22 protein-coding genes are annotated in these 22,242 nt (G+C 54.9%); 11 read left to right on the top strand and 11 right to left on the bottom strand.

Features of this window, described 5'->3' with window-relative positions:
• The first annotated feature begins 113 nt into the window (after positions 1-113).
• Complete coding sequence (locus RAC89_RS16810; protein WP_284644580.1) at positions 114-407, top strand: Dabb family protein; 294 nt, start codon at positions 114-116, stop codon at positions 405-407.
• Positions 408-475: 68 nt separating this feature from the next.
• On the opposite strand, the gene RAC89_RS16815 is transcribed toward RAC89_RS16810, so the two are convergent.
• From RAC89_RS16815 to RAC89_RS16825, 3 genes are all read right to left on the bottom strand, one after another.
• Positions 476-1,285, bottom strand: a complete 810-nt coding sequence (locus tag RAC89_RS16815) for a YitT family protein (RefSeq protein ID WP_306616114.1) — start codon at positions 1,283-1,285, stop codon at positions 476-478.
• Between the two features lie 86 nt (positions 1,286-1,371).
• A complete protein-coding gene (locus RAC89_RS16820) occupies positions 1,372-1,590 on the bottom strand; it encodes a hypothetical protein (RefSeq protein WP_306614849.1) in 219 nt (72 codons plus the stop codon).
• 101 nt (positions 1,591-1,691) lie between these two features.
• On the bottom strand, positions 1,692-1,898 hold the full coding sequence (locus RAC89_RS16825; RefSeq protein WP_306614851.1) for a YrzA family protein: 207 nt from the start codon (positions 1,896-1,898) through the stop codon (positions 1,692-1,694).
• 152 nt (positions 1,899-2,050) lie between these two features.
• Between RAC89_RS16825 and RAC89_RS16830 the strand changes: the two genes are divergently transcribed.
• Positions 2,051-3,238 (top strand): MFS transporter, encoded by a 1,188-nt coding sequence (locus RAC89_RS16830; protein ID WP_306614852.1) that lies wholly within the window; start codon positions 2,051-2,053, stop codon positions 3,236-3,238.
• Between the two features lie 46 nt (positions 3,239-3,284).
• On the opposite strand, the gene RAC89_RS16835 is transcribed toward RAC89_RS16830, so the two are convergent.
• Together RAC89_RS16835 and RAC89_RS16840 are read right to left on the bottom strand one after the other, a co-directional pair.
• Positions 3,285-3,422, bottom strand: coding sequence for a hypothetical protein (locus tag RAC89_RS16835; RefSeq protein WP_284644590.1), 138 nt, complete (start codon positions 3,420-3,422; stop codon positions 3,285-3,287).
• A gap of 39 nt (positions 3,423-3,461) precedes the next feature.
• On the bottom strand, positions 3,462-4,604 hold the full coding sequence (locus RAC89_RS16840) for a cation:proton antiporter (protein ID WP_306614855.1): 1,143 nt from the start codon (positions 4,602-4,604) through the stop codon (positions 3,462-3,464).
• Between the two features lie 313 nt (positions 4,605-4,917).
• Here RAC89_RS16840 and RAC89_RS16845 point away from each other — a divergent pair, with 313 nt between their 5' ends.
• The 4 genes from RAC89_RS16845 (at position 4,918) to RAC89_RS16860 (ending at position 10,316) form a co-directional block, all read left to right on the top strand.
• Positions 4,918-6,330, top strand: coding sequence for a HEAT repeat domain-containing protein (locus RAC89_RS16845; protein WP_306614856.1), 1,413 nt, complete (start codon positions 4,918-4,920; stop codon positions 6,328-6,330).
• 611 nt (positions 6,331-6,941) lie between these two features.
• Positions 6,942-7,910, top strand: coding sequence for an AAA family ATPase (locus RAC89_RS16850; RefSeq protein ID WP_306614858.1), 969 nt, complete (start codon positions 6,942-6,944; stop codon positions 7,908-7,910).
• A gap of 7 nt (positions 7,911-7,917) precedes the next feature.
• Positions 7,918-9,021 (top strand): DUF58 domain-containing protein, encoded by a 1,104-nt coding sequence (locus RAC89_RS16855; protein ID WP_306614860.1) that lies wholly within the window; start codon positions 7,918-7,920, stop codon positions 9,019-9,021.
• Positions 9,018-10,316 carry a DUF4129 domain-containing protein gene (locus tag RAC89_RS16860; protein WP_306614861.1) on the top strand — a complete coding sequence of 433 codons (1,299 nt, stop codon included), beginning with the start codon at positions 9,018-9,020 and terminating at the stop codon, positions 10,314-10,316. The genes RAC89_RS16855 and RAC89_RS16860 overlap by 4 nt, the downstream gene beginning before the upstream one ends.
• A gap of 13 nt (positions 10,317-10,329) precedes the next feature.
• Here the strand turns inward: RAC89_RS16860 and RAC89_RS16865 are convergent, their stop codons facing one another.
• The gene (locus tag RAC89_RS16865; RefSeq protein ID WP_306614863.1) at positions 10,330-10,695 is read right to left on the bottom strand and encodes a response regulator; all 366 of its coding nucleotides are present in this window, start codon (positions 10,693-10,695) and stop codon (positions 10,330-10,332) included.
• Between the two features lie 436 nt (positions 10,696-11,131).
• Between RAC89_RS16865 and RAC89_RS16870 the strand changes: the two genes are divergently transcribed.
• From RAC89_RS16870 to RAC89_RS16890, 5 genes are all read left to right on the top strand, one after another.
• Complete coding sequence (locus tag RAC89_RS16870; RefSeq protein WP_306614864.1) at positions 11,132-13,114, top strand: ATP-dependent DNA helicase; 1,983 nt, start codon at positions 11,132-11,134, stop codon at positions 13,112-13,114.
• 167 nt (positions 13,115-13,281) lie between these two features.
• Positions 13,282-13,926 carry a nitroreductase family protein gene (locus tag RAC89_RS16875; protein WP_306614866.1) on the top strand — a complete coding sequence of 215 codons (645 nt, stop codon included), beginning with the start codon at positions 13,282-13,284 and terminating at the stop codon, positions 13,924-13,926.
• A gap of 19 nt (positions 13,927-13,945) precedes the next feature.
• A complete protein-coding gene (locus tag RAC89_RS16880) occupies positions 13,946-14,707 on the top strand; it encodes a pirin family protein (protein ID WP_306614868.1) in 762 nt (253 codons plus the stop codon).
• A gap of 28 nt (positions 14,708-14,735) precedes the next feature.
• Entirely contained in the window at positions 14,736-15,200 is a 465-nt protein-coding gene (locus RAC89_RS16885; protein ID WP_306614870.1) for a MarR family winged helix-turn-helix transcriptional regulator, read from the top strand.
• Positions 15,201-15,337: 137 nt separating this feature from the next.
• Complete coding sequence (locus tag RAC89_RS16890) at positions 15,338-17,809, top strand: S1C family serine protease (protein ID WP_306614872.1); 2,472 nt, start codon at positions 15,338-15,340, stop codon at positions 17,807-17,809.
• A 46-nt stretch (positions 17,810-17,855) separates the two neighbouring features.
• On the opposite strand, the gene gerQ is transcribed toward RAC89_RS16890, so the two are convergent.
• The 5 genes from gerQ to urtC form a co-directional block, all read right to left on the bottom strand.
• The gene (gene gerQ, locus RAC89_RS16895; protein WP_306614874.1) at positions 17,856-18,371 is read right to left on the bottom strand and encodes a spore coat protein GerQ; all 516 of its coding nucleotides are present in this window, start codon (positions 18,369-18,371) and stop codon (positions 17,856-17,858) included.
• 312 nt (positions 18,372-18,683) lie between these two features.
• A complete protein-coding gene (locus RAC89_RS16900; protein ID WP_306614876.1) occupies positions 18,684-19,517 on the bottom strand; it encodes an aldo/keto reductase in 834 nt (277 codons plus the stop codon).
• A gap of 83 nt (positions 19,518-19,600) precedes the next feature.
• Positions 19,601-20,323 carry an urea ABC transporter ATP-binding subunit UrtE gene (gene urtE / locus RAC89_RS16905; RefSeq protein WP_306614878.1) on the bottom strand — a complete coding sequence of 241 codons (723 nt, stop codon included), beginning with the start codon at positions 20,321-20,323 and terminating at the stop codon, positions 19,601-19,603.
• Positions 20,316-21,110 (bottom strand): urea ABC transporter ATP-binding protein UrtD, encoded by a 795-nt coding sequence (urtD, locus tag RAC89_RS16910; protein WP_306614879.1) that lies wholly within the window; start codon positions 21,108-21,110, stop codon positions 20,316-20,318. Before urtD ends, urtE begins: the two co-directional genes overlap by 8 nt.
• Positions 21,111-21,116: 6 nt before the next feature.
• On the bottom strand, positions 21,117-22,226 hold the full coding sequence (gene urtC, locus RAC89_RS16915; protein WP_373429951.1) for an urea ABC transporter permease subunit UrtC: 1,110 nt from the start codon (positions 22,224-22,226) through the stop codon (positions 21,117-21,119).
• Positions 22,227-22,242: the final 16 nt, after the last annotated feature.

Below are 22,242 nucleotides of genomic sequence, written 5' to 3' on the forward strand. Positions count from 1 at the left end.
CATCGCGAAGGGAACCCTAACCCCGGGGTGTCCCTTCCCCAGGGATTTCCTCTCACCTGCTTTCCGTGGTATAGTGTTACTTATCTTGGAGCAGAAGAGAGGAAGCAGGAATCATGATTGATCACATTGTACTGGTGAAATTCGGCGAACAGACGACACAGGAGCAGCTGCAGGAGGTTGTGGATCGTTTCAAGGCGCTTCGCCAGCATCTGACAGGTATCGTTGATTTGCAGGCGGGAATTAACTTTTCCACGAAAAACCAAGGCTATCAGGTGGTGTTATCCGTTCGCTTCGAGGATCGCGCCGCGCTCGAGGCGTACGGCCCGAACCCTCATCACCAAGCCGTGGCGGCCTTCATCCGTGAGGTTGGCCGGGAAGACAGCATCGTCGTGGATATTGAAATCTAATCGACAACAACAAAAGGACCTTATCGGCCGCTCGAACTGCGGTTGATAGGGTCCTTTGTTTACCAAGACTAGTGAATATCCTTCTTCTTGAAGCGGCCGCCCTTCACATCGTGGATATTACCGACGGCCAGGAAGGCCGACGGATCCAGCTCCTCCACGATGGTTTTCAGCTTGGCTTCCTCCAGACGGGTGATGACGCAGAAGATAACGCGCTTGGCTCCGCCGGTAAAGCCGCCTTCCCCGTTCAGATAGGTGACGCCGCGGCCAAGACGGGAGAGAATGGCGTCTCCGATCTCTTTATTGTTATCACTGATAATCCATACGGACTTGGACTCGTCGAAGCCTTCGATCGTGATATCGATCATCTTAAAGGCGATGTAGTACGCGATCAGGGAGTACATTGCACGGTCCCAGCCGAAGACGAAGCCTGCGCTGCCGAGGATGAACAGGTTAATGAACATCACGATCTCACCCACGGAGAAGGCGCTCTTCTTGCTGAACAGGATGGCCACGATCTCCGTTCCGTCCAAGGAGCCCCCGGACCGGATGACAAGGCCTACTCCGATGCCGAGAATAATGCCTCCGAACACGGCGGCAAGCAGCGGATCTATAGTTATAGGCGGCACACTGTGCAGAAGGGTGGTTCCGACGGACATTAACAGAACCGAGTACAGCGTAGATAAGGCGAACGTTTTGCCGATTTGCTTGTACCCGAGGATTAGGAAAGGAAGGTTGAATAAGAATAGAAAGAGACCCAGAGGCATTGAGGATAGGGCGGAGGTAATAATCGAGATCCCTACGACGCCGCCGTCAATAATGTTGTTCGGCACAAGGAAAATTTCCAGGCCTACGGATACGAGCGCTGCGCCAAGTGTCATGAAGACACCCCGTCGGAGCAGCTTTCCCGTTTTTAAATGACTATGCTGCGGATGCGTTTGATGTTGAAACGAGACAGGTTCGATACTCACAAGTTTTCCCCCTCTTCCTTAGTCGCTGCTTCACAGAGGGCGAACTCCGCATTCAATTCATCAATAATCAAGTCAATTGCGGAGAGCTGGCCCTTCAGAAAATCCTTCATCTCCGAAAATTCCTCTTGCTCGAGCTGCCTCCGCAGAGCGTTCTTCCGCAAGGCGAGCCGGGCTACGTAATGCTCCACCTTGGATTTTCGATAGGTTTCGGGCATCGGTGCACCTCTGTATGTTTAAGCTTATGACATCGTGATCGCTGCATGCATCATTTATAAGATGTATTTATATTGTATACTTTTGTATACAACGAGGCAAGCTATTTTACGCGAAAATGAACCGACGCCGTATATAACATTTTGCCGGCGTTCGGGTCGAAGGTGACCTGGTGCTGTACGGCATGAACATTCAGCAGCAGCGCTTTGTTGTTGTTGATCTGCTCCTCGATTTTCCTCTCCAGCGTCTTTAGGTCGTAGGCCTCGAAGAACTCTATTTTCGTTTCGATGGTTTCCAGTATGAAATCCAAGATAAGTCCACCCTTTCTATGTAAAATGCTCCTCCTCATTATACCATGCGTACGGGCACTGCAAAATCTTTAGCAGCTATCTTCTCATAACAGACCGCATCCACTATGATGAAAGGAACACATATCGTCCTTACGAACGGAGTGGTCTGATCATGGAGAAATTGGAGACGAATTACCGCATCCCGTTATTTTGCACCGTAACGCTGCTGTTTTGGTTTTCGATGTATACCTGTGTACCGATCCTGGCGGCTTACGTGGAATACCTTGGCGCCTCGCACCAGACGGCCGGCTTCATTGTGGGCATGTACGGGCTTAGCCAGATGCTGCTGCGTATCCCTGTTGGTGTCATCTCCGACCGGTTTCATAAACGGAAAATATTTATCATTTTCGGTATGCTGTTCTCGGTGCTGGCCGGCCTGGGCATCTTGGTCACGCAGGAGGTGACCTGGATTCTCATCCTTCGTGCACTCGCAGGCGCTGCAGCCGCGACGTGGGTCGATTTCACGATCTTGTTCGCCAGCTACTTCAAGAAGCAGGAAACGACGAAAGCGATGGGGACCTTGTCCTTCTATAACTCACTCGGCCAAATGCTCGGGATTCTGCTTGGAGGTTGGTTTGCGGACCGTTACGGCTGGGAGTCCTCCTTCCTCATCGGGGCGGCCGTCGGGATGGCTGGATTCATCGGGGCTTTGTTCCTTATTGAGAAGGTCGATCGGCAAGCGCAAAAAATTACGTTCGAGGGCGTGCTGGAGGTTGCCAAGGACCGCACCTTGCTTACCGTGTCGTTCCTGTCGATTTTATTTCAGGTACTTACTTTCGCTACCGTGTTCGGGTTTACGCCGGTGTACGCTATGTCGCTCGGTGCGACCAAGCTGGATATGGGGCTGCTGACGTTTTTCTCGACATTCCCTACAGCGCTCGCCGCTTGGTTCGGCGGAAGACATTTGGCCGGCCGGCTGGGGGAGACGGGGACGATTGTTCTTGGCTTTATTATGAGCGGCCTCTTCACCGTCATGATTCCTTTTACTTCCTCGCTGGAGCTGCTGATGGCAACGCAGGCGTTAGCCGGGTTCGGCAGGGGCTTCACTTCCCCGGTGCTGATGTCGCTGAGCATTAAGCATATGGATACCGGCAAGCGTGCGACGGCTATGGGTTTCTATCAAGCGATCTATGGCCTCGGGATGTTCGGGGGTCCGCTGATTATGGGGCTGGCGGGGGATTGGCTTTCCTTGGAGGCAGGCTTCCTAATGGTCGGTATTTTGGGCTGCGTGACCTCGCTATTGGCATATAGCATGCTGAAGCGGGCAGGGAGGAACGCAGGAGCTTCCGTGTCGATGTAAAAAAGGCCTATGCGGGCGCACTGCATAGGCCTTCTTCATGGCGTTCTTACGCTTTAGTACCGCCGGATTTGTCGGTATTCGCTTGCGGTATGCTGCGCTTTGCCTGGGGCTTTGGCTGACCGTTCGTTTTTTGGTCCTGCTCCGTCCATTGATCGGTAGCATACGTTTGAATGTCGTCCTTCATGTCGCATCGCTCCTTTCGTTCGGGATACCCCTTATACTTTTACCCTGCCGCTGGACTTTTATCCTTGAGAAACAGCTTCATCATCGGCGGTGTTACGAGCGTTGTAATCAATACGACCACCACGAGGACGGCGAACATATCTTGGGTGAGCAGGCTGGCCTCCAGGCCCATCGCCGCGATAATCAGTGCGACCTCTCCCCGGGAAACCATGGCGGCCCCAATGCCCCAGGAGCTTCGCCAGCCGAAGCCGGTCAATTTGGCTCCCACAGCCGAACCGACCAGCTTGCTGGCGATGGCCACGATGCTTAAAAGTATAATGAGTCCGATATTTTGGGTAATGCCGACAAACTCTGCCGTCACCCCGATGGATGTGAAGAAAACAGGGACGAAGATGGAGTAACTGACGGTTTCGACCTTTTCGAAAACTTCATGCTTGAATTTCGTTACACTGATGGCGACACCTGCGATATAGGCCCCGATGATGGCGGCTACGCCGGCCATTTCCGCTAAGTACGCGTAAGTAAAACAGATAATGAGTCCAGCGGAGATAACCGATTCGGTCACACGGAGAGGAGCGAACTTGGATAGAATCCAGGGGACTATTTTCCATCCGAACAGGATGGCTGCTGCGAAAAAGATCACTTTCTTGACCACGACCATGCCGAGGTTTACATCGCCCCCGGCAAAGCTCATCACGAAGGCTAAGGCTACAATGACCAGCACGTCGTCAATGACGGCAGCCCCCAGGATGGTAGTCCCTTCCCGGGACTGCAGCTTGCCCATTTCCTTTAGTGCCTGTACGGAAATACTCACGCTGGTGGCGGACAGCAGAAGGCCAAGGAATACGGATTGAATCGGAGGGAGCCCGATGACCGTTCCGGACAAATAGCCTAGCGCAAACGGAACGAGAATGCCCGCTACTCCAACGGATGTAGAGGCTTTCCCTGAGCGCTTGAATTCATCGACATCTGTTTCCAGTCCGGCGATGAACATCAGAAGAATGACGCCGATTTGGCTGATCTCCTTCAAAATATCCGTATTGGTGACGAGGCCAAGGACGCTCGGACCCAGTACAATACCAATAAGCAGCTTGCCGAGGACCGAAGGCTGGCCCAGCTTGACGCTGAGATCTCCTGCGATTTTGGAAGCTAATAAAATAACTGCAAGTTCAAAAATGAGCATGACACAAGTTCATCCTTTCCATATCGTTCTTAGCATGTGAATAATGGGGAAAAACATGCAAAAGGAGCCTGACAACTATAGGCGCTAAAAGACATAGCTATCCCATAGTGACAGGCTCCTCCAGGCAATGCATATTTTGTTTTTCCTGAGATTTATACGTTGGGCGGGAGGAATGGTTTCATTTTCTTTTTGTCTGATAAAACCTTATTTTTGTGCAAACTTGGATTATCTTCGTGCATGTTCTCTCCGGCAAGCGGTTTATATAATAAGGTCATCATACGAAACAAGTTCAAATTGCCGGGAGGTAGAAATCATGAGTACATCCGCTCCATTGCTTTTGACTGACGAACAAATGCGCACATTCATTACGGAAGGCTTCCTTATACTGCAAACCGATTTATCGGAGGAATATCATCAGCGTTTGGTGGAGCAGCTTAGCTATGTTTATGAGCAAGAGGGCAATCCGGGCAATAACCTGCTCCCCCGCATCCCGGAGCTGCAGGAAGTATTCGACCACCCCGTGGTGAACGGTGCCCTGACCAGCGTGCTGGGGCCGAACTATATGATGCATTGCCATCGCCACGGCCATTACAATGCGTCGCCGAAAGCCGGCGGCTGGCATAAAGACAGCTACTGGGGCTATAGCAAAATACGCAATCTACATCCTTGGTGGGCTATGGTCATGTACTTCCCCCAAGATACGCCGATCGAGCTTGGACCGACTGGCGTAATGCCGGGGACGCAGTATGATGAGACCAAGACCTTCGGGACCGATGAACCGGAAGGGGAAGCGGTTGCAGCCGGCAAGGCGGGCACCTTTGCCTTGATCCATTACGATATTTGGCACCGCTCCACCCCGAATTTGCTGGGGAAAGAACGGTATATGCTGAAATTTGAGTTCATGCGGACGGAAGCGCCTACCGCTCCTTCCTGGAACCGGGTGGAGAAGGAGTGGAGAAAGCCGGCTGCTTTCAGCACTCCGATTGTGCAGCGTGACACGTTATGGGAGGAGACCTGGAACTGGCTAAGCGGGCAGGTCGGCAGCTTGGCGAACACTTGCGCGGCGGAAGAAGGTCAAGTGGAGGCTTTGGCGGCGCAGCTTCGGACTGCGGATGAACCGGAGGCCCTGAATGCAGCGTATGAGCTTGCGCGCAGGGGTGAAGCAGGCATTGCCGCGCTGCTGGAGGTGCTGCATGGTGACGATCTTAAGAAGTCCCGCAGCGCAGCTTACGGCCTATCCGCAGCGGGAGCGGGGGCAGTATCCGGCTTGACAGCGGCGCTGGCTAGCGAGCGTCCAGAGACGGTTATGCACGCTGCCTTCGCCCTGGGCGAGCTGAGAGAGCTGGCAGCGGAGGCCGTTCCAAGCTTGAACGGTCTGCTGAGCAGCGGTGATGCGCCGGTGAGACGCATTGTTGTAGAAGCACTCGGCTTGATCGGTACGCCTGTGGATAGTGTGGTGGGCGGTCTCATCCGCTGCCTGCAAGATGAAGATGTGCAGGTACGGTTTACCGCCGGGCTGTCGCTGGCACGCCTTGGCGCCTCAGCCGACGCCGCCGTGCCGGAGCTTGCCGTTGCGCTGAATGACGAGAACCGCTACGTGCGCGGTCATGCCGTCGATGCGCTCAAGTGCATCGGCACGCCTGCCGCGAAGGATGTGCTGCTGCCGTTCCTGCTCCGCTCGCGCTGGTGCCCGATCACCACGCCGAAGAGCACGTTCTATCCGTAAGAAGCCAAGACGGTCCCTTTTGGGGGCCGTCTTTCTCTGTTTGTGGGGCGTTGATGGCGTCCAATCGCAGAAATGCGATTGCAGGTGCGAAACTGGGGTGTGCGGTGGTCAGTAGTGGCAAAATTGCGATTAATGGTGGTGGATGGGGGAGTAATCGGGCGCTGGATGACGTCCAATCGCAGAAATGCGATTGCAGGTGCGAAACTGGGGTGGAAGGTGGTCAGTAGTGGCAAAATTGCGATTAGTGGTGGTGGATGAGGAAGTAATCGGGCGCTAGATAGCATCCAATCGCAGAAATGCGATTGCAGCGGCGAAACTGGGTGGACGGCGGTAAGTAGTGGCAAAAGTGCGATTAATGGTGGTGGGTGGGGAAGTAATCGAGCGTTTGACAGCGTCCAATCGCAGAAATGCGATTGCAGGTGCGAAACTGGGGTGGACGGCGGTAAGTAGCGGCAAAAGTGCGATTAATGGCGACGAAGGAGGAAGTAAACGGGCGCTGGATGGCGTCCAATCGCAGAACGCACTCTAGGATCAATTGGCCTGTAGGCGCTGGGAGCGCTTTCTGGTATGATGGAAAAAAACGGTTCAATGAACAAGTGAGGCGGTGTCCCATGGAAATGCAAAACCTAACAGCGATGATCGATAGGCTGAGGCAAAGCGTAGGCAGCGTGATCGTAGGGAAGGAGCACACGGTCGATCTCCTGCTGACCGCTCTGCTGGCCGGCGGCCACGTTCTGCTGGAGGATGTGCCCGGCACTGGCAAGACGCTGCTGGCGAAGGCGTTGGCCCAAGCTGTCGGCGGCACCTTCAAGCGAATTCAGTTCACACCCGATCTGCTTCCGTCCGATGTGAGCGGAATCCACTATTACAATCAAAAACTGGGCGAGTTTCAGTTCCGGCCGGGTCCTGTGTTCACGAACATCCTGCTCGCGGATGAAATAAACCGGGCCACACCCCGCACGCAGTCCAGCCTCTTGGAGTGCATGGAGGAGCGACAAATTACGATTGATGGGGAAACGCATCAGCTGGAGAAGCCCTTCCTCGTGATCGCCACGCAAAATCCTGTGGATAATCAAGGAACCTTTCCGCTGCCGGAGGCCCAGCTCGACCGTTTCCTCATGCGCGTCTCAATGGGCTACCCCAGCTTTGAGGAAGGAGTGGGGATTTTGCGCCGTTTCCAGGAGGCCAACCCGCTGCAAACCTTACAGGCTGCCGTCACCTTGGACGAAGTACGGCTCGCCCAAGCGCAAGCATCCCGAGTCCATATTGCGGAGGAGTTGCTCGGCTACATCGTGCGCTTAGCGGAGGCTTCACGGAAGCATCCCGATGTCGTGCTCGGCATTAGCCCGCGGGGGACGCAATCGCTGCTGAAGGCGGTACAGGCCTATGCCCTGGTGCGGGGAAGAGACTATGTCGAGCCGGATGATATCAAGGCAATGGCACTGCCGGTGCTCACCCACCGGATCCTGCTGCAAGGAGCCATGAGGGTAAGGGAGGGCCGCTCCGAGGACGTCCTGAAGCGGCTGCTGAACGAGGTGGAGGTGCCTTCAGAGGGACCTGCCTTATCGCGGGGAAGGTAAGCGATCGATGCTGCTGACTTGGCTAATCATCGATGTCGTTGTCATTTTTGCGCTCATTGCATGGCTTTACCGATACCGGGCTCTACATCATCTGGATTATCACCGAGAGTTCACCCGGTCCGCCGTATTTGAAGGCGAGACGGTGGAAATGGTCGAGCGCATTGTCAACCGTAAGCTGCTTCCGCTGCCTTGGCTGCGGCTGGAGTCGCTGTTAGGCCGAGGCCTCCTGTTCGGGGGACAGGCGAATTTGGACATACGCAGCGGCGAGCTGTTCCAGAATCACATCAGCATGTTCAGCCTGCGCCCATACCGTCAGATTGTCCGCAAGCATCAGGTGTTATGTGCAAAGCGGGGCTGGTATAAGCTTGATTCCGCTACCATGACGACCGGAGATCCGCTAGGCATCGCACAGATCAATAAGCGATTTCCGCTGTCGCTGGAGCTGCTCGTATATCCGGCGGTACAGCCGCTTCAGGAGCTTCCGCTCCCGAACCACAGCTGGCTCGGAGAGATTACCGTGCGCCGCTGGATCGTGGAGGATCCGTTCCTAACGGCAGGGATTCGGGAATACCGTGCAGGCGACCCGCTTTCGTCGATCCATTGGAAGGCGACGGCGAGGACCGGCGAGCTGCAGGTGCACAGCAAGGATTACACGGCCGATCACCGGCTGCTGCTCTGTCTCAATTTGGAGACGCACGAGAAGATGTGGGCGGCCGTAACCGATCCGGAGCGGATCGAGCAGGGGCTGCGCTATGCCGCCACCGTGGCCGAACATGCGATTCGACACGGGATCGAGACAGGCTTTGTATGCAACGGCTGGGTGCAGGGCGGGGACAAGGTGCCGATCCGTTTGACACCGCATGGCGGGAGCTCGCAGCTGCTCGATATCCTTCAAACGATGGCGCGAATGGAGCTGGAGGCTGTGGTCAAAATGAGCTGGCTTCTGGAGCGTGAAATGGAAGCGGGGACAGCCGATATGGATATTCTTATCCTCTCCTGCCATCAAGGGGAGGAGCTGAGCGACATGGCCGAGCTTCTTCAGCGGCGGGGGAATGGGGTCGAGTGGATGCACATTCCGGAGCTGAACAAGCGGAAGGGAGAGATCGCATGACCATCCAACCCATTATCCGTTCATGGAGCAGGGCGTTGTTCGAGCTGCTGCTCCTGCTGCCCCTTTGGCTGCTGGTCAATGTATATATACTCCCTGAGAAAAGCCTGCATTGGCTGATTGGACTGGCGTTTTTATCCTTAGTAGGAGTTCTGACCGGTAACAGGCTGAGATACCATTGGTCAAGAGGGCTGACCGCTATAGCTCTTGGCGGCTTGTTTGCACTCGCGGTTACGGGGACGGACTGGCGCGCCCTCCTTACTGCGCCACCGGGAATCGCGGCAGTGCTGCTAGGCTTACGCGCGACAAGCGGCTCACGGAGTGAGGCCCTGCACTGGGTTGGCATCACAGGCTACCTGCTTGCTGCGTTCTTCTTCCGCTATTGGCCTGAGCTGGAGACGAAGCTGTCCCTGCTTACCTGGGCCGGCATGTTTTGCCTGATCATTGTCGTGTTTACCACGAACAGCCGCTTCCTAAGGTATGCCAGCCTGTCCAAAAACAAAGCCTCCGCAGCTGCAGTTCCGGCCGCCATCCGAACGCATAACCGATGGTACGTGGGAGGCGTGCTTGCCGTATCCATTGGGCTTGCAGCTTTGGCCGGCAGCTACATGGGCCAGCTGCTGTGGAGCTTCCTTCGGGTGCTTCTGGGCTGGCTCTTTAGAAGCACTCCTAAGGAAATGCAGCGGGTAGAACAGCAGCCGGCGGCTCCAAGTCCACCGATGGGCTTGCCTCAAGAGGAGCCGGGGCTGCTGAGCTACCTGCTGAACCTGCTTTTTTATACGGTATGCGCCTTAGTGCTGGCTGCTCTTCTGGGTTATGCGCTGTATTGGCTCTACCGGAATAGCGGAGAGAAGCTTCGCGCCTTTGCGGCCAAGATCATCTCCATGCTTCGGCGCGAAGCCCCAAAGGAGAATCAACAAGGCTATGTGGATATTGAAAGCGGTGTGTTTTCTTGGGAGAGCGCTCGTCGCCGCTGGCGGGAAGTGTGGCTGGACCGGGTGAAAGGCGGCGTAAGAGACAGATGGGAAGACCAAGTCACGAATCGCGATCGAATCCGTTACCTATACCGGGAATGGCTGCGCGTGGGAGCAGCCCACGGGTACGAGAAGAAGCCTTATTTGACACCCAAGGAAACGGGAGATGAGCTCCTGCGCAAGGAAGCAGCCGAGCGCCGCAAGCGAACGTACGGACCGAAGGAAGAAACGGCGGGCCTCCTGTTGAAGCTCTATTACCGGGTTCGTTATGCAGCTAAGGATGTGACGGACGAAGAGGTGGAAAGAGCTAGACAATGGAAATGAAGCGAGTGCAAGGCTACAGCTTATGAAGAACGCGATCCATGGCGCTAATCATGCGGGGGGCATCAAACGGCTTTACGACAAAATCCATCGCCCCCGCTTTTATCGCTTCAATGACACTGTACTGATTACCCATCGCCGAGCAGATAATCACTCTGGCTCGCGGGTTGATCTCCCGTATGTGCCGAAGCGCCTCTATACCGTTCATCTCCGGCATGACGATATTCAGGATTACAAGATCAGGCTGACACTCCCGGTACTTTTGGACGCCGGTCAGCCCGTTTTCCGCCTCGCCCACAAGCCTATGCCCCGCCTTAGCAATGATATCCTTCAGAATGAGCCTCATAAAGCTGGAATCCTCAATGATCATAACGTTGGCCATATGGCGCTCCCCCTAAGTTAAGTCATAAGATTGCTCCCTCAAATTCCCCATGAGCCGAATAGGATGCTTCCCTACTACTCTATGTTTGCCATACAAGATTCACAACTGTGTATTTAGAAAATGTGTTATGATGTTTTTCTCTCTATATTCGAGCGGATATCCACAGGGTTATGCACAGAATCAACAGGCTTTAAGCCCAGTCCTGTGTATAGATCGTTCTTTTTCGTCAACATATCCACAGAATTGGTTATCCACAGACTGTTCTCTTTGGAAAAAGCCCTCTTTTACCCGTTTTATTGTGCATGGGAAGCTTAGGTAAGGGGAATTCTGGATGAAAGACAGGTATGATAAGAAGGAGCTTGCCCCTTGCTTGTAGAAATAACCATGTCTGAAGCAATGATTCTTATACTAGCAAGACATTGGAGGCTTACTGACCGTGCCGCGTTACCCTTTCGATTATGATCCCTCTCAGCCCTTCATTCCTCAGGTAGGCGAATGGGTAGGGGATGTTTTCTACGATATTTTGCCGGAGGCCGGATTTGAGGTTCGGGATGAGCAAATTTACATGGCGTATCAGCTGGAGCGGGCTTTTGCCGAGAAGCGTACCATTTTTGCAGAGGCGGGGGTGGGCACCGGAAAAACGCTGGTGTACCTGCTCTACGCCGTCTGTTATGCGCGTTATACGCGCAAGCCGGCGATTATTGCCTGTGCCGATGAGACGCTGATCGAGCAGCTGGTGAAGCCGACCGGGGACATCGCCAAGCTGATGCAGCACCTGGATCTCGACATTGATGCCCGTCTCGCCAAATCTCCCGATCAATACCTTTGCCTGGTGAAGCTGGATGAAGCACGGTTTGGAGACGACGAGGGGGAGCAGTACCAGGAGCTCTACGAGCAGCTTCCGTCCTTCGTCCATGCCCGCGAGGCACTGCAGTCATTCTATGCCTATGGTGACCGGAAGCAGTATCCGGAGATGAACGACGAGCAGTGGAGCCGGATGAACTGGGATGCGTTCCAGGATTGCCTTGTGTGCGATAAGCGACATCGCTGCGGACAGACGTTATCCCGCGAGCACTACCGGCGTTCGGCGGATTTGATCATTTGCTCGCACGATTTTTACATGGAGCATGTCTGGACTTATGAGGCCAGGAAACGCGAGGGGCAGCTGCCTTTGCTGCCGGAGCATTGCGCCGTTGTATTCGATGAGGGGCATTTGCTGGAATCGGCCGCGCAGAAGGCTCTCACGTACCGGATTAAGCATGCTGTGTTCGAGGAGCTGATGACCAGGCTGCTGCAGGGTGAGGTTCGGGAGTCGCTGGCACAGCTGGTGGACGACATGATCGACCAAAGCGAGGCCATGTTCCGTGAGCTGGATCGCCAGAGCAAGCCGGTACCCGGCTCGGACCGTCGCCGAATCGACGTAGGCGATAAGCTTTTGCGGGAGATTACCGAGTTTCGCAGGCTGCTCACGAAGCTGGAGGAGGAGCTGGTCTTCGAAAGCGGTCTGTTCACGCTGAATGAGTACCAGCTGCGCATCGTCGAAGAGCATCTGGAGATGATGCAGAAGGCGCTCGTGCTGTTCGATCAGCCGGGGAAGCTGGTCTGCTGGGCGGTGGATTCCGAGACGGGGCTGACGCTTGCGATCATGCCTAGAACCGTGAAGGAAGTGCTGGGCGAGCGGGTGTTTGATAAAAGCATGCCGATTGTTTTTTCCTCAGCGACCTTGTCGGTGGACGGCTCGTTCCGCTATGCGGCGGAGAGTCTCGGGATTGAGTCGTATCTTTCCTTCACCGTCGATTCGCCTTACGATTATGAGCGGCATATGCAGGTTATTGCCCCGAAGGTGGCCGCGACAGGAGCCTTTGAGGATAAAATGATCGCAGCGACTGAGCTCCTGCAGCTTACCGAAGGAAGAGCGCTGATCCTCTTTCCGACACGGGAGGAGCTGGAGCGTTTTAAAAAAGAGATCGGACAGCGGGAGGAAGGCGGAAGGTTTCGCTTCCTGTTCGAGGGCGATCAGGAGATCAGCTATCTGATCGAAAGCTTCCAAGAGGATGAGCAAAGCGTGCTTTGCGCGGTGCGCTTATGGGAGGGGCTCGATGTGCCGGGTCCGTCGCTATCGAATGTCATCATCTGGTCGCTGCCTTATCCGCCGGAGGATCCGGTATTTACCGCGAAGCGAAAGGATGCAAGGTCGCCCTTCGAGGAAGTCGATTTGCCCTATATGCTGCTTAGGCTGCGGCAAGGAATCGGCCGCTTAATCCGCTCCCGTGAGGACCGGGGGATCGTCGCTTTGCTTAGCGAAGGACTCCATACGAAGCCAGAAGTGCGAACGAGGGTAGAGGCGGTTTTGCCGAAGGGAGTTCGTTTGATCGAGGAGATAGGCGAGCTTCGAATGGTTCAGGCTGTAAAGCCGTGATTGGCAATGGCAAGAACGTGGGAAGCACCTCTCACGTTCTTTTTTTATCCGAGTTGACGGTAGGTACAATCCGTGATATTATCTCAATATAAAGATATTCAAATATGAGATTAAGAAAAGTGTATTATCTTAAAATTAAGACGATTGATTCCGGGGAGGATATAACCATGACAACGAATACCGTACCAGCCGAAGGCTTCAAGCTCTTAGTGGAGCAAAGGAGATCAGCTAATAATTTTGATGAGACGGTGCGCATTACGCGAGAAGAGCTGAATGAGATCTTCCAGCTTGCTAAGCTGGCCCCGTCGGCCTATAACCTTCAGCATACCCGTTATGTGGTCGTTGATGAAGAGGAACTGAAGCTGAAACTGAAAAAGGCGGCTTACGGTCAGCATAAGGTGGGTACCGCGTCCGCGGCTATCATCGTCCTGGGCGATGTGAAAGGCTATGAGAAGGCGCAGCAAATTTATGAAGGACAGCTTCACTTGGGCATAATGGATCAGCAGCAGTATGATCAAACACTTCAGACCATTCAATCATCATATGAAAGCAATGAGCGTTTCCAGCGGGATGAGGCGATCCGCAGCGCAAGCCTGTCCGCGATGATGTTGATGCTGGCGGCCAAGAGCCGCGGCTGGGATACTTGTCCGATGATCGGGTATGACGAACAGGCGGTTCAGGAGCTGCTTCACATTCCCGGCCATCTCGCTCCGGTCATGATGATCACCATTGGCAAAGAAAAAACGAACCATCCGAGAATTCGCGGGTATCGCCGTCCTATCGGTGAGTTTGTGCAATACGGCGCTTATTAATAAGGGAGGGGTGCATACTATGGTTAGAATTTATACTCCTGCGATGCAGGCAAGCGGAAACTTTGACGGAGGTAAAATTACGGAACAGAAGCCGATTGGTTTTCCGGGAGAGGGCTCGGTGATTAAGCGTGTAGGCCCGCTCTTTTATTGGGCATGGTTCGCTTCAGCCAAGGAAGGCTATATAGCGCCGCATCCTCACTCGGGCTTTGAAATTATGACTTACGTGACACAAGGCAAGGCGGAGCATGAAGACTCGCTTGGGACGAAGAGCATCGTAGGCCCCGGCGGAGCGCAGGTCATGCAGACCGGCTCCGGCGTATCTCACAGTGAAAGGATCATCGGCCCGGAAGCCGAGGGCTTTCAAATATGGTTTGAGCCGGATTTGAACAAGAGCACGAAGCTGGCTCCGACTTACAATGAATATCAGCATGAACAATTCCCGCAGGAGGAAAGGGACGGGGTTACGGTCAAAACGGTGCTTGGCGGTCCGTCGCCGATCAAGCTGCAGGTACCGGCACACATGTGGGATGTTACCCTACAGAAGGAAAGTCGCTATACTCATCGAATACAAAAGGGACATACCTTGTCGGCTTTGGCGATCCGAGGAGGCGGCAGATGGGAGGCCGGCGGGAAGGAATATGTTTTCCAGCCTAAGGATTTCAGCGTGATTCCGGTCGATCAGGAGACGGAGGTTGCAATTGCAGCGGGAGAAGAAGCGGTGCGAATCCTGCTGATTGAGGTGCCTTCCAGTCCGGATTACGCGCTCTATCCGAAACGGTAATAAACACATGGAATTGAGGTGAAGGCTCATGCAGCATGAGGATGGGATGCAGCGAAGAAAAGAGCTGTCATTAAGGCTGTTCATCGTCATGAATCGTGCGGTTAACTGGGTGAACAAGCATGCGGAGGAGGATATCCAGAAGTCCGGCTTGACGCAGACGGAGTTCGCGGTCATGGAGCTGCTGTATCATAAAGGCCGACAGCCGCTGCAGCAGATCGGACAGAAGGTGCTCATCTCCAGCGGCAATATTACGTATGTCGTAGATAAGCTGGAGAAGAAGGGGCTGCTTCAGCGGAAGCCTTGTCCGACGGACCGTCGTGTGATCTATGCGGAGGTCACCGAGCAAGGAGAAAAGCTCATCGCGGAAGCCTTTGTCGGGCACGAGCTGGCCTTGATGCGGGCGATGGAGGGCTTAAGCGACGAGGAGCTGCAGGAAGCGGCGGAGCTGCTGAAGCGGCTGGGGCTTCATGCGGAGCAGCGGTATAAGGGGTAAGAAAGCGGAGCGGTGCCGGAGAGAGAGGCATCGCTCTTTTTTTGGCTCCTCCTTCCCATCTTTCCTATTGCTAGTGTCGGATACATATGATAGATTTGATAGATTATGGAAAACAATGGGTAGGGGGCACCAGATGTATGAAGCGAAAGCATCCATGGAAATTTACGATTCTGTGTACTACCGCTGCGGCGATGCTGCTTGCGGCAGCTCCGGGGGCTGTAGTGCAAGCGGCGACAGCGCAAGAATCTCAGGCCTTCTCCGCCGTCATCGACAAGACGACCTCGTCAGTGGTGGCGATTATCGGCAGGCCGATGGAAGGGAAAAAGACGTGGGAGATGAACCGCTACAATCTGTCTCACGGTACAGGGGTCATCATCCGCAGTGAAGGCTACATTCTTACGAATGCGCATGTCGTGAAGGATATGCGCAACATTACGGTTGTGACGGCAGACGGGAAATCCTACAGCGGGAAGACAACGCATTACGATGAGGAGAGCGATCTGGCGCTGGTGAAGATCGAGGCCTCGAGCTTGACCCCGGCCGTCTTCGCATCGCCGAAGGATCTTAGGGTAGGAGAGTCGGTTATGGCGATCGGTACGCCGCTGTTCTTCGCTCTGCGCAATTCGGTTACTTATGGAATTATTAGCGGAATGGACCGATCGGTGCAATCCCAGCATCAGCTTATTCAGACGGACGCCGCCATTAACCCTGGAAACAGCGGAGGCCCGCTTGTGAACATGAACGGCCAGGTGGTAGGCATCAATACGATGAAGTTTACGGACTTCGGAGTCGACAATCTGGGCTTTGCGATCCCGGTGGGAACGGTACAGCATGTGCTGGATCACTTTTTCAAATACGGGAAGGTGAAGCGGGTGTCGTTGGGACTGGAGCTTGGCGAAAGCTGGGAGGCCGTAGTTGGACTTCCGACGGCGGCAGGGCTGGAAGTCACCTACGTGGAGCCGGAGACGACTGCGGCCAAGGCCGGGGTAAAGCAGGGGGATGCGCTGTTGTCGATCGATGCTTCTAAAGTGAATAATTTGGCCGAATATCATGAGGTGCTGAAGACTTACCTGCCGGGGCAGAAGGTGAAAATCAAGCTTCAGAACAAGGGGCAGACCCGTGAGGTCGAGCTCGTGCTGGAGGAGGATCGGACGGCCGAAACGGCTCTGGTACAGGACGCGGAGGGCACCTACATCGATTCCGACCAAGGGAAAACAAGGGTCGGGGACAGCTATTACGGCTGGTCGATGAAATATCCGGCCGGATTGATTCAAGCGGATCAATCCTATGAGGGGAATATGGCTACCTTTGCCGATGCGAAGGGGGACTTTGCCGTAAATATCATGGTCCAGGAGCATCAGAGCACGGAGCCTTCGCCGCTGTCGCTGCTTCGTAAGCTGGGACAGCAGCCGGGTGCGCTTGTGCTTGAGCGTAAATACGTTGACCAAGCGCCGCAGCCTTATGCGAAGCTGTTAGGCAAATACGAGGATGGAGGGTACTACGAGGTACGGGTCTTCTGGAAGGAGGAGAAGCTGTATTATGTCATTTTGGCTATCGAGAAGGAAGAGCATTACTTGAATCCGGCCAAAAGAAACAGCTACTACGATCTTCTGGATTCGTTTACGCTGGCATTTGACCCGGACGATTCGATGCTGAAGGATATTTCGGTCTACCAAACGAACAAGTCGGTTAGCACCGAGTACGGACTCGCACTGGAGCTGCCGGCGGAATGGGATCGGGAGGAGTACGGCGGAGAGCTTGAATTTTACAGTAAGGATAAAGAAGTGACGCTTTCCGTGAAGGTAAGCTCTGCGGCCTCGGGCGATACCTTGAAGGCATGGGCCGATCGGCAGGAAAAGAAGGTGTTGACCGGCTATGCGGAGGGCTTTCGTGAGGTCCGCGGGGTACGGGAGGTAACGGTTGACGGGAACGCTGCATTGGAGAACCACTTTGCCACGACCATGGGGGATAAATGGAAGGAAGAACATGTACTGTATGTGCTGAAGGACAAATATAAGTACGAGCTTCGTTGGAGTTACCCAAGGGCAAAGGGCGGCAGCGAAGTCGACCGGCTGATTGCCGAGATGACGGAATCCGTCTCTTTCCCGAAGGATGCCGTGAACCGAACTTTAGGTTTTATCCAAGATGAGGAAGACCTGATCGATGAAACCAAAACGATTGCCTACAGCAATAAAAAATATCATTACTCTCTTCGGGTGCCTGAGTTCTGGAACAGCGGCTATGGCGAAGAGGGCGAAACACAGGTGAAACGGTTTAGCTTCGAGGGGGGCAGCTTCACGATAAAGGCGGAGGACCGTTCGGCTCTTGACGAGACGGCCAACCGACTGGAGCAGGAGCATAAGGAAAATGCGCAGAAGGATGCGAACTACAAATATAACGTAACGGATGTTGCCTTGGCCGGTGTTTCAGCCAAGAAATACGAAGTGAGATATGCGACGAAGAGCAATCCGTATACCTTGCAGGAGTATGCATTGGAAGCGAACGGGATGACCTATACCGTGCGCCTTGAAATCAACGATGCGGTAAACACCGAGTCGGGCTGGGGGCGCCTTATGCAAGCATTGGAGTCTATGACCATCGGCAAGTAGCAAAATAGGCGGGCGTCACATGAGGTGGCGACCCGCCTTCGTTCGTTTACCTTCCGACTCCCGGCCGTGCCGTACCGCCGAATTGAGGGGAGTAATTCAATTCCTCATCGAAGGTGATGTAATCCAGGTTCACCATCAGCAGCAGGAAACGCATTCCCGTTTGCGGATCGCTGATGATAATGTGGTCACGACCGGCGGCTTCCAGGCGGCCCTTGAATATTTTGGCGTTCCACTCACTGTTGTTCTCGAAAGTCATGTAAATAGTAGCGATTTTGCCGAGATTCAGACGGAGGATGTTTTCGATAAAGGACTGCTCGATCGGCAGCATGCCGGGAACGTTGACCCCTGTAGTGCCGGCAGGGGATGCCGCGAGCGAGCCCGGGGTGTTAGTGCCGCTCATAGGCGGAGCCATAGGTGCACCACCGGGCATCATGGACGGCTGGGCTCCGCCGTTAAAGCCGGGAAAGCCGGTAAAGCCCGGAGCCATGCCCCCCATCGGATAACCGCCGGGATAAGGATTCATTTGCCCTTGGTTGCCTACCTTGTAAGGATTGTTCATCATTTCCATAAAAACCTCCTTGGAATTGGGCGGACCGCATACCGTGTGACACTGCGGATGCATCCGCTGTAAGTATAGGGGCAGCAAAAGTGCCGCCGGATCCATAAGTACGGCTCATCTCCATGAATGATGCCCATGGGCTGAAGCACACATCATTCTATGGGGATGGGCGGCGGTTGGTTACAGCTGGAAACGCAATACGGGAAAAATATATGAGACGAAACGGAGAATCATGTCATCGGACAAGGGAGAAATTTATCGAAAACCTGTACAAAAAAACAGCGACCGCAAAAATTGCGATCGCTGTAAGCAGCATTAAAAATCGAAATTGTCCGGGTCCGGGCCGAAGCGCTTGTTTTGATTCAGCTCATCCAGGCGCTGCATGTCCTCCGGGCTGAGACTGAAATCAAAGACGTTCGCATTCTCGCGAATACGGCCCTCGCTGATGGATTTGGGGATCGTTACGATGCCGCTCTGCAGATCCCAGCGCAGTACGATCTGGGCCGGCGATTTGCCGTATTTCTGCGCGAGCTCCGTAAGCAGCGGAAGGTCGAGATTCCCCTGCATGAGAGGACTCCAAGCCTCAAGCTGGATGCCCTTGTCCTTGCAGAAGGCGCGCAGCTCCTTCTGCTGAAGGAGTGGATGGCACTCGACTTGATTGACGGCCGGAACGATGTCGCTGGAATCCAAAATATCCTGCAGGTGATGCACCTGGAAGTTGCTGACGCCGATCGCCCGCACCAGTCCGTCCTGATAAAGCTTCACGAGCGCCTTCCAGGTTTCCGTATATTTGCCCTTCACGGGCCAGTGAATGAGGTAAAGGTCGATTACATCAAGTCCAAGCTTCTTGCGGCTCTCCTCGAAGGCCCGCAGCGTGCTGTCGTAGCCCTGATCTGCGTTCCACACTTTTGTCGTTATAAACAGCTCGTCGCGCGAAACGCCGCTCTCGCGAAGGGCCTGGCCGACACCGGCTTCGTTGCCGTACACAGCTGCCGTATCGATGCTGCGGTAGCCCGCCTGCAATGCATATTTCACGGCATTGACAACCTCGTCGCCTTCCTTCGTTTTCCATACGCCTAGGCCAAGCCACGGCATTTCGATGCCGTTATTCAGAACAGTCTTATCTGCGATATGCTGGAATGTGGTCATGAGAACAGTCCCTCCTGGATTGAATTGGCACACTTTCTCATGATACCACAACGCTAGGGGTCCTCCAAATCCGTGTAATTGAACTAGACCGCCAGATGCCGGCGTACCTCATCGGCACTCAAGGCTTCTGAGCTTCCTTCGGCTACGACCGTTCCCTTGTCAATGACATAATAATAGTCTGCGATGGTCGTGGCGAAGGTGAGGCTTTGCTCGACAAGCAGCACCGACATCGTCTTGCTCCTCTTAATGGAGGCGATGACCTCCTCAATCTGCTGAACGACCGACGGCTGAATGCCCTCCATCGGCTCGTCAAGCAGCAATACGTTCGGCTCGGCCACCAGCGCTCGGGCGATCGCGAGCTGCTGCTGCTGTCCGCCGCTGAGGTCGCCGCCCTTGCGAGCCAGCATCTCCTTCAGCACAGGAAACTTCTCATAGATGTGCTCCGGGATGCCTCTCCTCCGAACGGCAGGGGTGGCGGCCTCAAGGCCGAGCAGCAAATTCTCCTCCACGGTCAGCTGGGAGAAGATGTCCCTGCCTTGGGGCACGTAGCCGATCCCTCCGCGGGCCCGCCGGTCGGCGGGGCTTGAGGTAATATCCTCATCGGCATAACGGATGGTGCCGCGCTTTGGCTTGATTTGTCCCATGATCGTCTTCATTAAGGTTGATTTGCCGACGCCGTTGCGTCCCATCAGGCAGACGACCTGACCGGGCCTTACCTTCAGCTGGACGCCGCGCAAAATCATGCTTTCCCCGTAGCCTGCCTCGATGTCCGACAGCTCCAGAGCGTTCAAGCTGGAATTAGCCATGGCTTCGCTCCTCCCGTCTTCCAAGATACACCTCTGCCACTCGTTCGTCGCTTTGGATCTCCTCCATCGTGCCCTCCCGCAGTACGCTGCCCTCATGCATGACGGTTACCGTCTTGGCGAACTGCCTCACAAACTCCATATCGTGCTCCACCACAACGACGGTCTGCCTGTCGCTGATGCGATGGAGAAGCTCGCCGGTTTTCTCCGTTTCGCTGTCCGTCATCCCGGCTGCCGGTTCGTCAAGCAGGAGCAGCTCGGGCTCTTGAATAAGCAGCATGCCGATCTCAAGCCACTGCTTCTCCCCGTGAGAGAGGGAGCCGGCTTTCTCGCCGGAGCGGTCCGCCAGTCCAATCAGCTCGAGGTATTGCTGCACCTTTTCCCGCTGCTCAGGGGTCGTCTTGGCGATCAGCGAGCTGAGCAGGCCTCGCTTTTGCCTCATGGAGAGAAGCAGGTTTTCCTGCACCGTAAGGGTGACGAAGATGGAGGGAGCCTGGAATTTGCGCCCGATGCCCAGCTGTGCAATCTGATGCTCCTGGTATTTGGCCAGATCCGTTTGTCCCTTATACAAGACGCGCCCCTTCGAAGGCTTCACCTTGCCGCACAGCACGTCGAGCAGGGTTGTCTTGCCGGCTCCGTTCGGTCCGATCAGGAAGCGAAGCTCCCCTGAGTTCAAGGTGAAGGCAAGATCGCGAATCGCCTTAAAGCCGTCAAAGTCCACTTCAAGCTGCTCTACGCGAATGATGGTGCCGGGCTCTGTTTTTCTGGGTGATGTCTCCGTCCTACTCATGGCAAATCAGCCTCCTTGAATGGGTTTGGTAGCGGCGCCGGTTACAGGTACCTGCGGTTCGGGCGCTTCGGAACGCCGGGTCCATCGGCCTGCAAAGTCCTGAAAGGTACCGACGAGACCCTTAGGCAAAAAGAGAACGGCGACGATAAACATCGCTCCTAAAATAATCGGCCACCAGTCAGGATAAGCCTCGCTGAAGGTGGTTTTGGCTGCATTCGTGATCACGGCGCCGATGAGAGCGCCGAAGATGGTGGCGCGGCCGCCGATGGCTACCCAAAGCACCATCTCAATTGAAGGCACAATGCCCATTTGAGCAGGGGAGATGATCCCCTCCTGCAGGACGAACATGACCCCGGCGAGTCCGGCCAATGCCGCCGATACGCAGTAGATGAACACCTTGTAGGCGACCGGATTGTAGCCGATGAAGCGGACGCGGTTCTCGGCGTCCCGCACGGCGACGAGAATTTTGCCGAGACGGCTGGAGGCGAGCCATAGGCACAGCAGCAGCGTCAGTCCCACGATCGCCACCGTGGCGTAGTACAAGCCAAGCTTGGTGGAAGGTTCGCCCAGCTTCCATCCGAGGAACGTATCGAAGTTGGTCAGTCCGTTCGTGCCTCCGGTGAAGCCCTGCTGTCCGACGAAGAGCGTAACGGTAATGATGACAAGCGCTTGCGACAGAATGGAGAAAAAGGTGCCCTTAATCCGGTTGCGGAACGTCAGGTAGCCGAGCAGGAAGGCGACCGCTACCGGAATCAGCAGGGCGAGCAGCAGCGTCGCGACGGGCGAATGGAACGGCTGCCAGAACCAGGGCAGCGTCTCCACGCCGCTCCATGACATGAAGTCGGGAAGCTCGCCGCCGGAGGCTGTCAGCTTCAGGTGCATCGCCATCGCGTAGGCGCCTAGCCCGAAGTATACGCCATGCCCAAGGCTCAGGATGCCGGTGTAGCCCCAGATCAGGTCAAGGCCCATGGCCAGAATGGCATAGGCCAGAAATTTGCCGAGCAGGGAGAGGCGGAATTCGGATAACACCAGCGGTGCCAGCAGCATGAGGGCCAGCAGGATCACACTGGCTATGATTTTCATTTTGTTATTGCGCAGCGGCAATGATGTCAGCATGGGGAGATCACCTCCT

Source organism: Paenibacillus sp. GD4 (assembly GCF_030846225.1).
In the GTDB taxonomy this organism is placed as follows: Bacteria; Bacillota; Bacilli; order Paenibacillales; family NBRC-103111; genus Paenibacillus_G; species Paenibacillus_G silviterrae.

What these genes read in the sequence shown, in the direction of transcription:
- RAC89_RS16810 (WP_284644580.1), top strand. Translation starts at nt 114, where the DNA reads ATGATTGATCACATTGTACTGGTGAAATTCGGCGAACAGACGACACAG.
- RAC89_RS16815 (WP_306616114.1), bottom strand. Translation starts at nt 1,285, where the DNA reads ATGACACTTGGCGCAGCGCTCGTATCCGTAGGCCTGGAAATTTTCCTT.
- RAC89_RS16820 (WP_306614849.1), bottom strand. Translation starts at nt 1,590, where the DNA reads ATGCCCGAAACCTATCGAAAATCCAAGGTGGAGCATTACGTAGCCCGG.
- RAC89_RS16830 (WP_306614852.1), top strand. Translation starts at nt 2,051, where the DNA reads ATGGAGAAATTGGAGACGAATTACCGCATCCCGTTATTTTGCACCGTA.
- RAC89_RS16835 (WP_284644590.1), bottom strand. Translation starts at nt 3,422, where the DNA reads ATGAAGGACGACATTCAAACGTATGCTACCGATCAATGGACGGAGCAG.
- RAC89_RS16840 (WP_306614855.1), bottom strand. Translation starts at nt 4,604, where the DNA reads ATGCTCATTTTTGAACTTGCAGTTATTTTATTAGCTTCCAAAATCGCA.
- RAC89_RS16845 (WP_306614856.1), top strand. Translation starts at nt 4,918, where the DNA reads ATGAGTACATCCGCTCCATTGCTTTTGACTGACGAACAAATGCGCACA.
- RAC89_RS16850 (WP_306614858.1), top strand. Translation starts at nt 6,942, where the DNA reads ATGGAAATGCAAAACCTAACAGCGATGATCGATAGGCTGAGGCAAAGC.
- RAC89_RS16855 (WP_306614860.1), top strand. Translation starts at nt 7,918, where the DNA reads ATGCTGCTGACTTGGCTAATCATCGATGTCGTTGTCATTTTTGCGCTC.
- RAC89_RS16860 (WP_306614861.1), top strand. Translation starts at nt 9,018, where the DNA reads ATGACCATCCAACCCATTATCCGTTCATGGAGCAGGGCGTTGTTCGAG.
- RAC89_RS16865 (WP_306614863.1), bottom strand. Translation starts at nt 10,695, where the DNA reads ATGGCCAACGTTATGATCATTGAGGATTCCAGCTTTATGAGGCTCATT.
- RAC89_RS16875 (WP_306614866.1), top strand. Translation starts at nt 13,282, where the DNA reads ATGACAACGAATACCGTACCAGCCGAAGGCTTCAAGCTCTTAGTGGAG.
- RAC89_RS16880 (WP_306614868.1), top strand. Translation starts at nt 13,946, where the DNA reads ATGGTTAGAATTTATACTCCTGCGATGCAGGCAAGCGGAAACTTTGAC.
- RAC89_RS16885 (WP_306614870.1), top strand. Translation starts at nt 14,736, where the DNA reads ATGCAGCATGAGGATGGGATGCAGCGAAGAAAAGAGCTGTCATTAAGG.
- RAC89_RS16890 (WP_306614872.1), top strand. Translation starts at nt 15,338, where the DNA reads ATGAAGCGAAAGCATCCATGGAAATTTACGATTCTGTGTACTACCGCT.
- gerQ (WP_306614874.1), bottom strand. Translation starts at nt 18,371, where the DNA reads ATGATGAACAATCCTTACAAGGTAGGCAACCAAGGGCAAATGAATCCT.
- RAC89_RS16900 (WP_306614876.1), bottom strand. Translation starts at nt 19,517, where the DNA reads ATGACCACATTCCAGCATATCGCAGATAAGACTGTTCTGAATAACGGC.
- urtE (WP_306614878.1), bottom strand. Translation starts at nt 20,323, where the DNA reads ATGGCTAATTCCAGCTTGAACGCTCTGGAGCTGTCGGACATCGAGGCA.
- urtD (WP_306614879.1), bottom strand. Translation starts at nt 21,110, where the DNA reads ATGAGTAGGACGGAGACATCACCCAGAAAAACAGAGCCCGGCACCATC.
- urtC (WP_373429951.1), bottom strand. Translation starts at nt 22,226, where the DNA reads ATGCTGACATCATTGCCGCTGCGCAATAACAAAATGAAAATCATAGCC.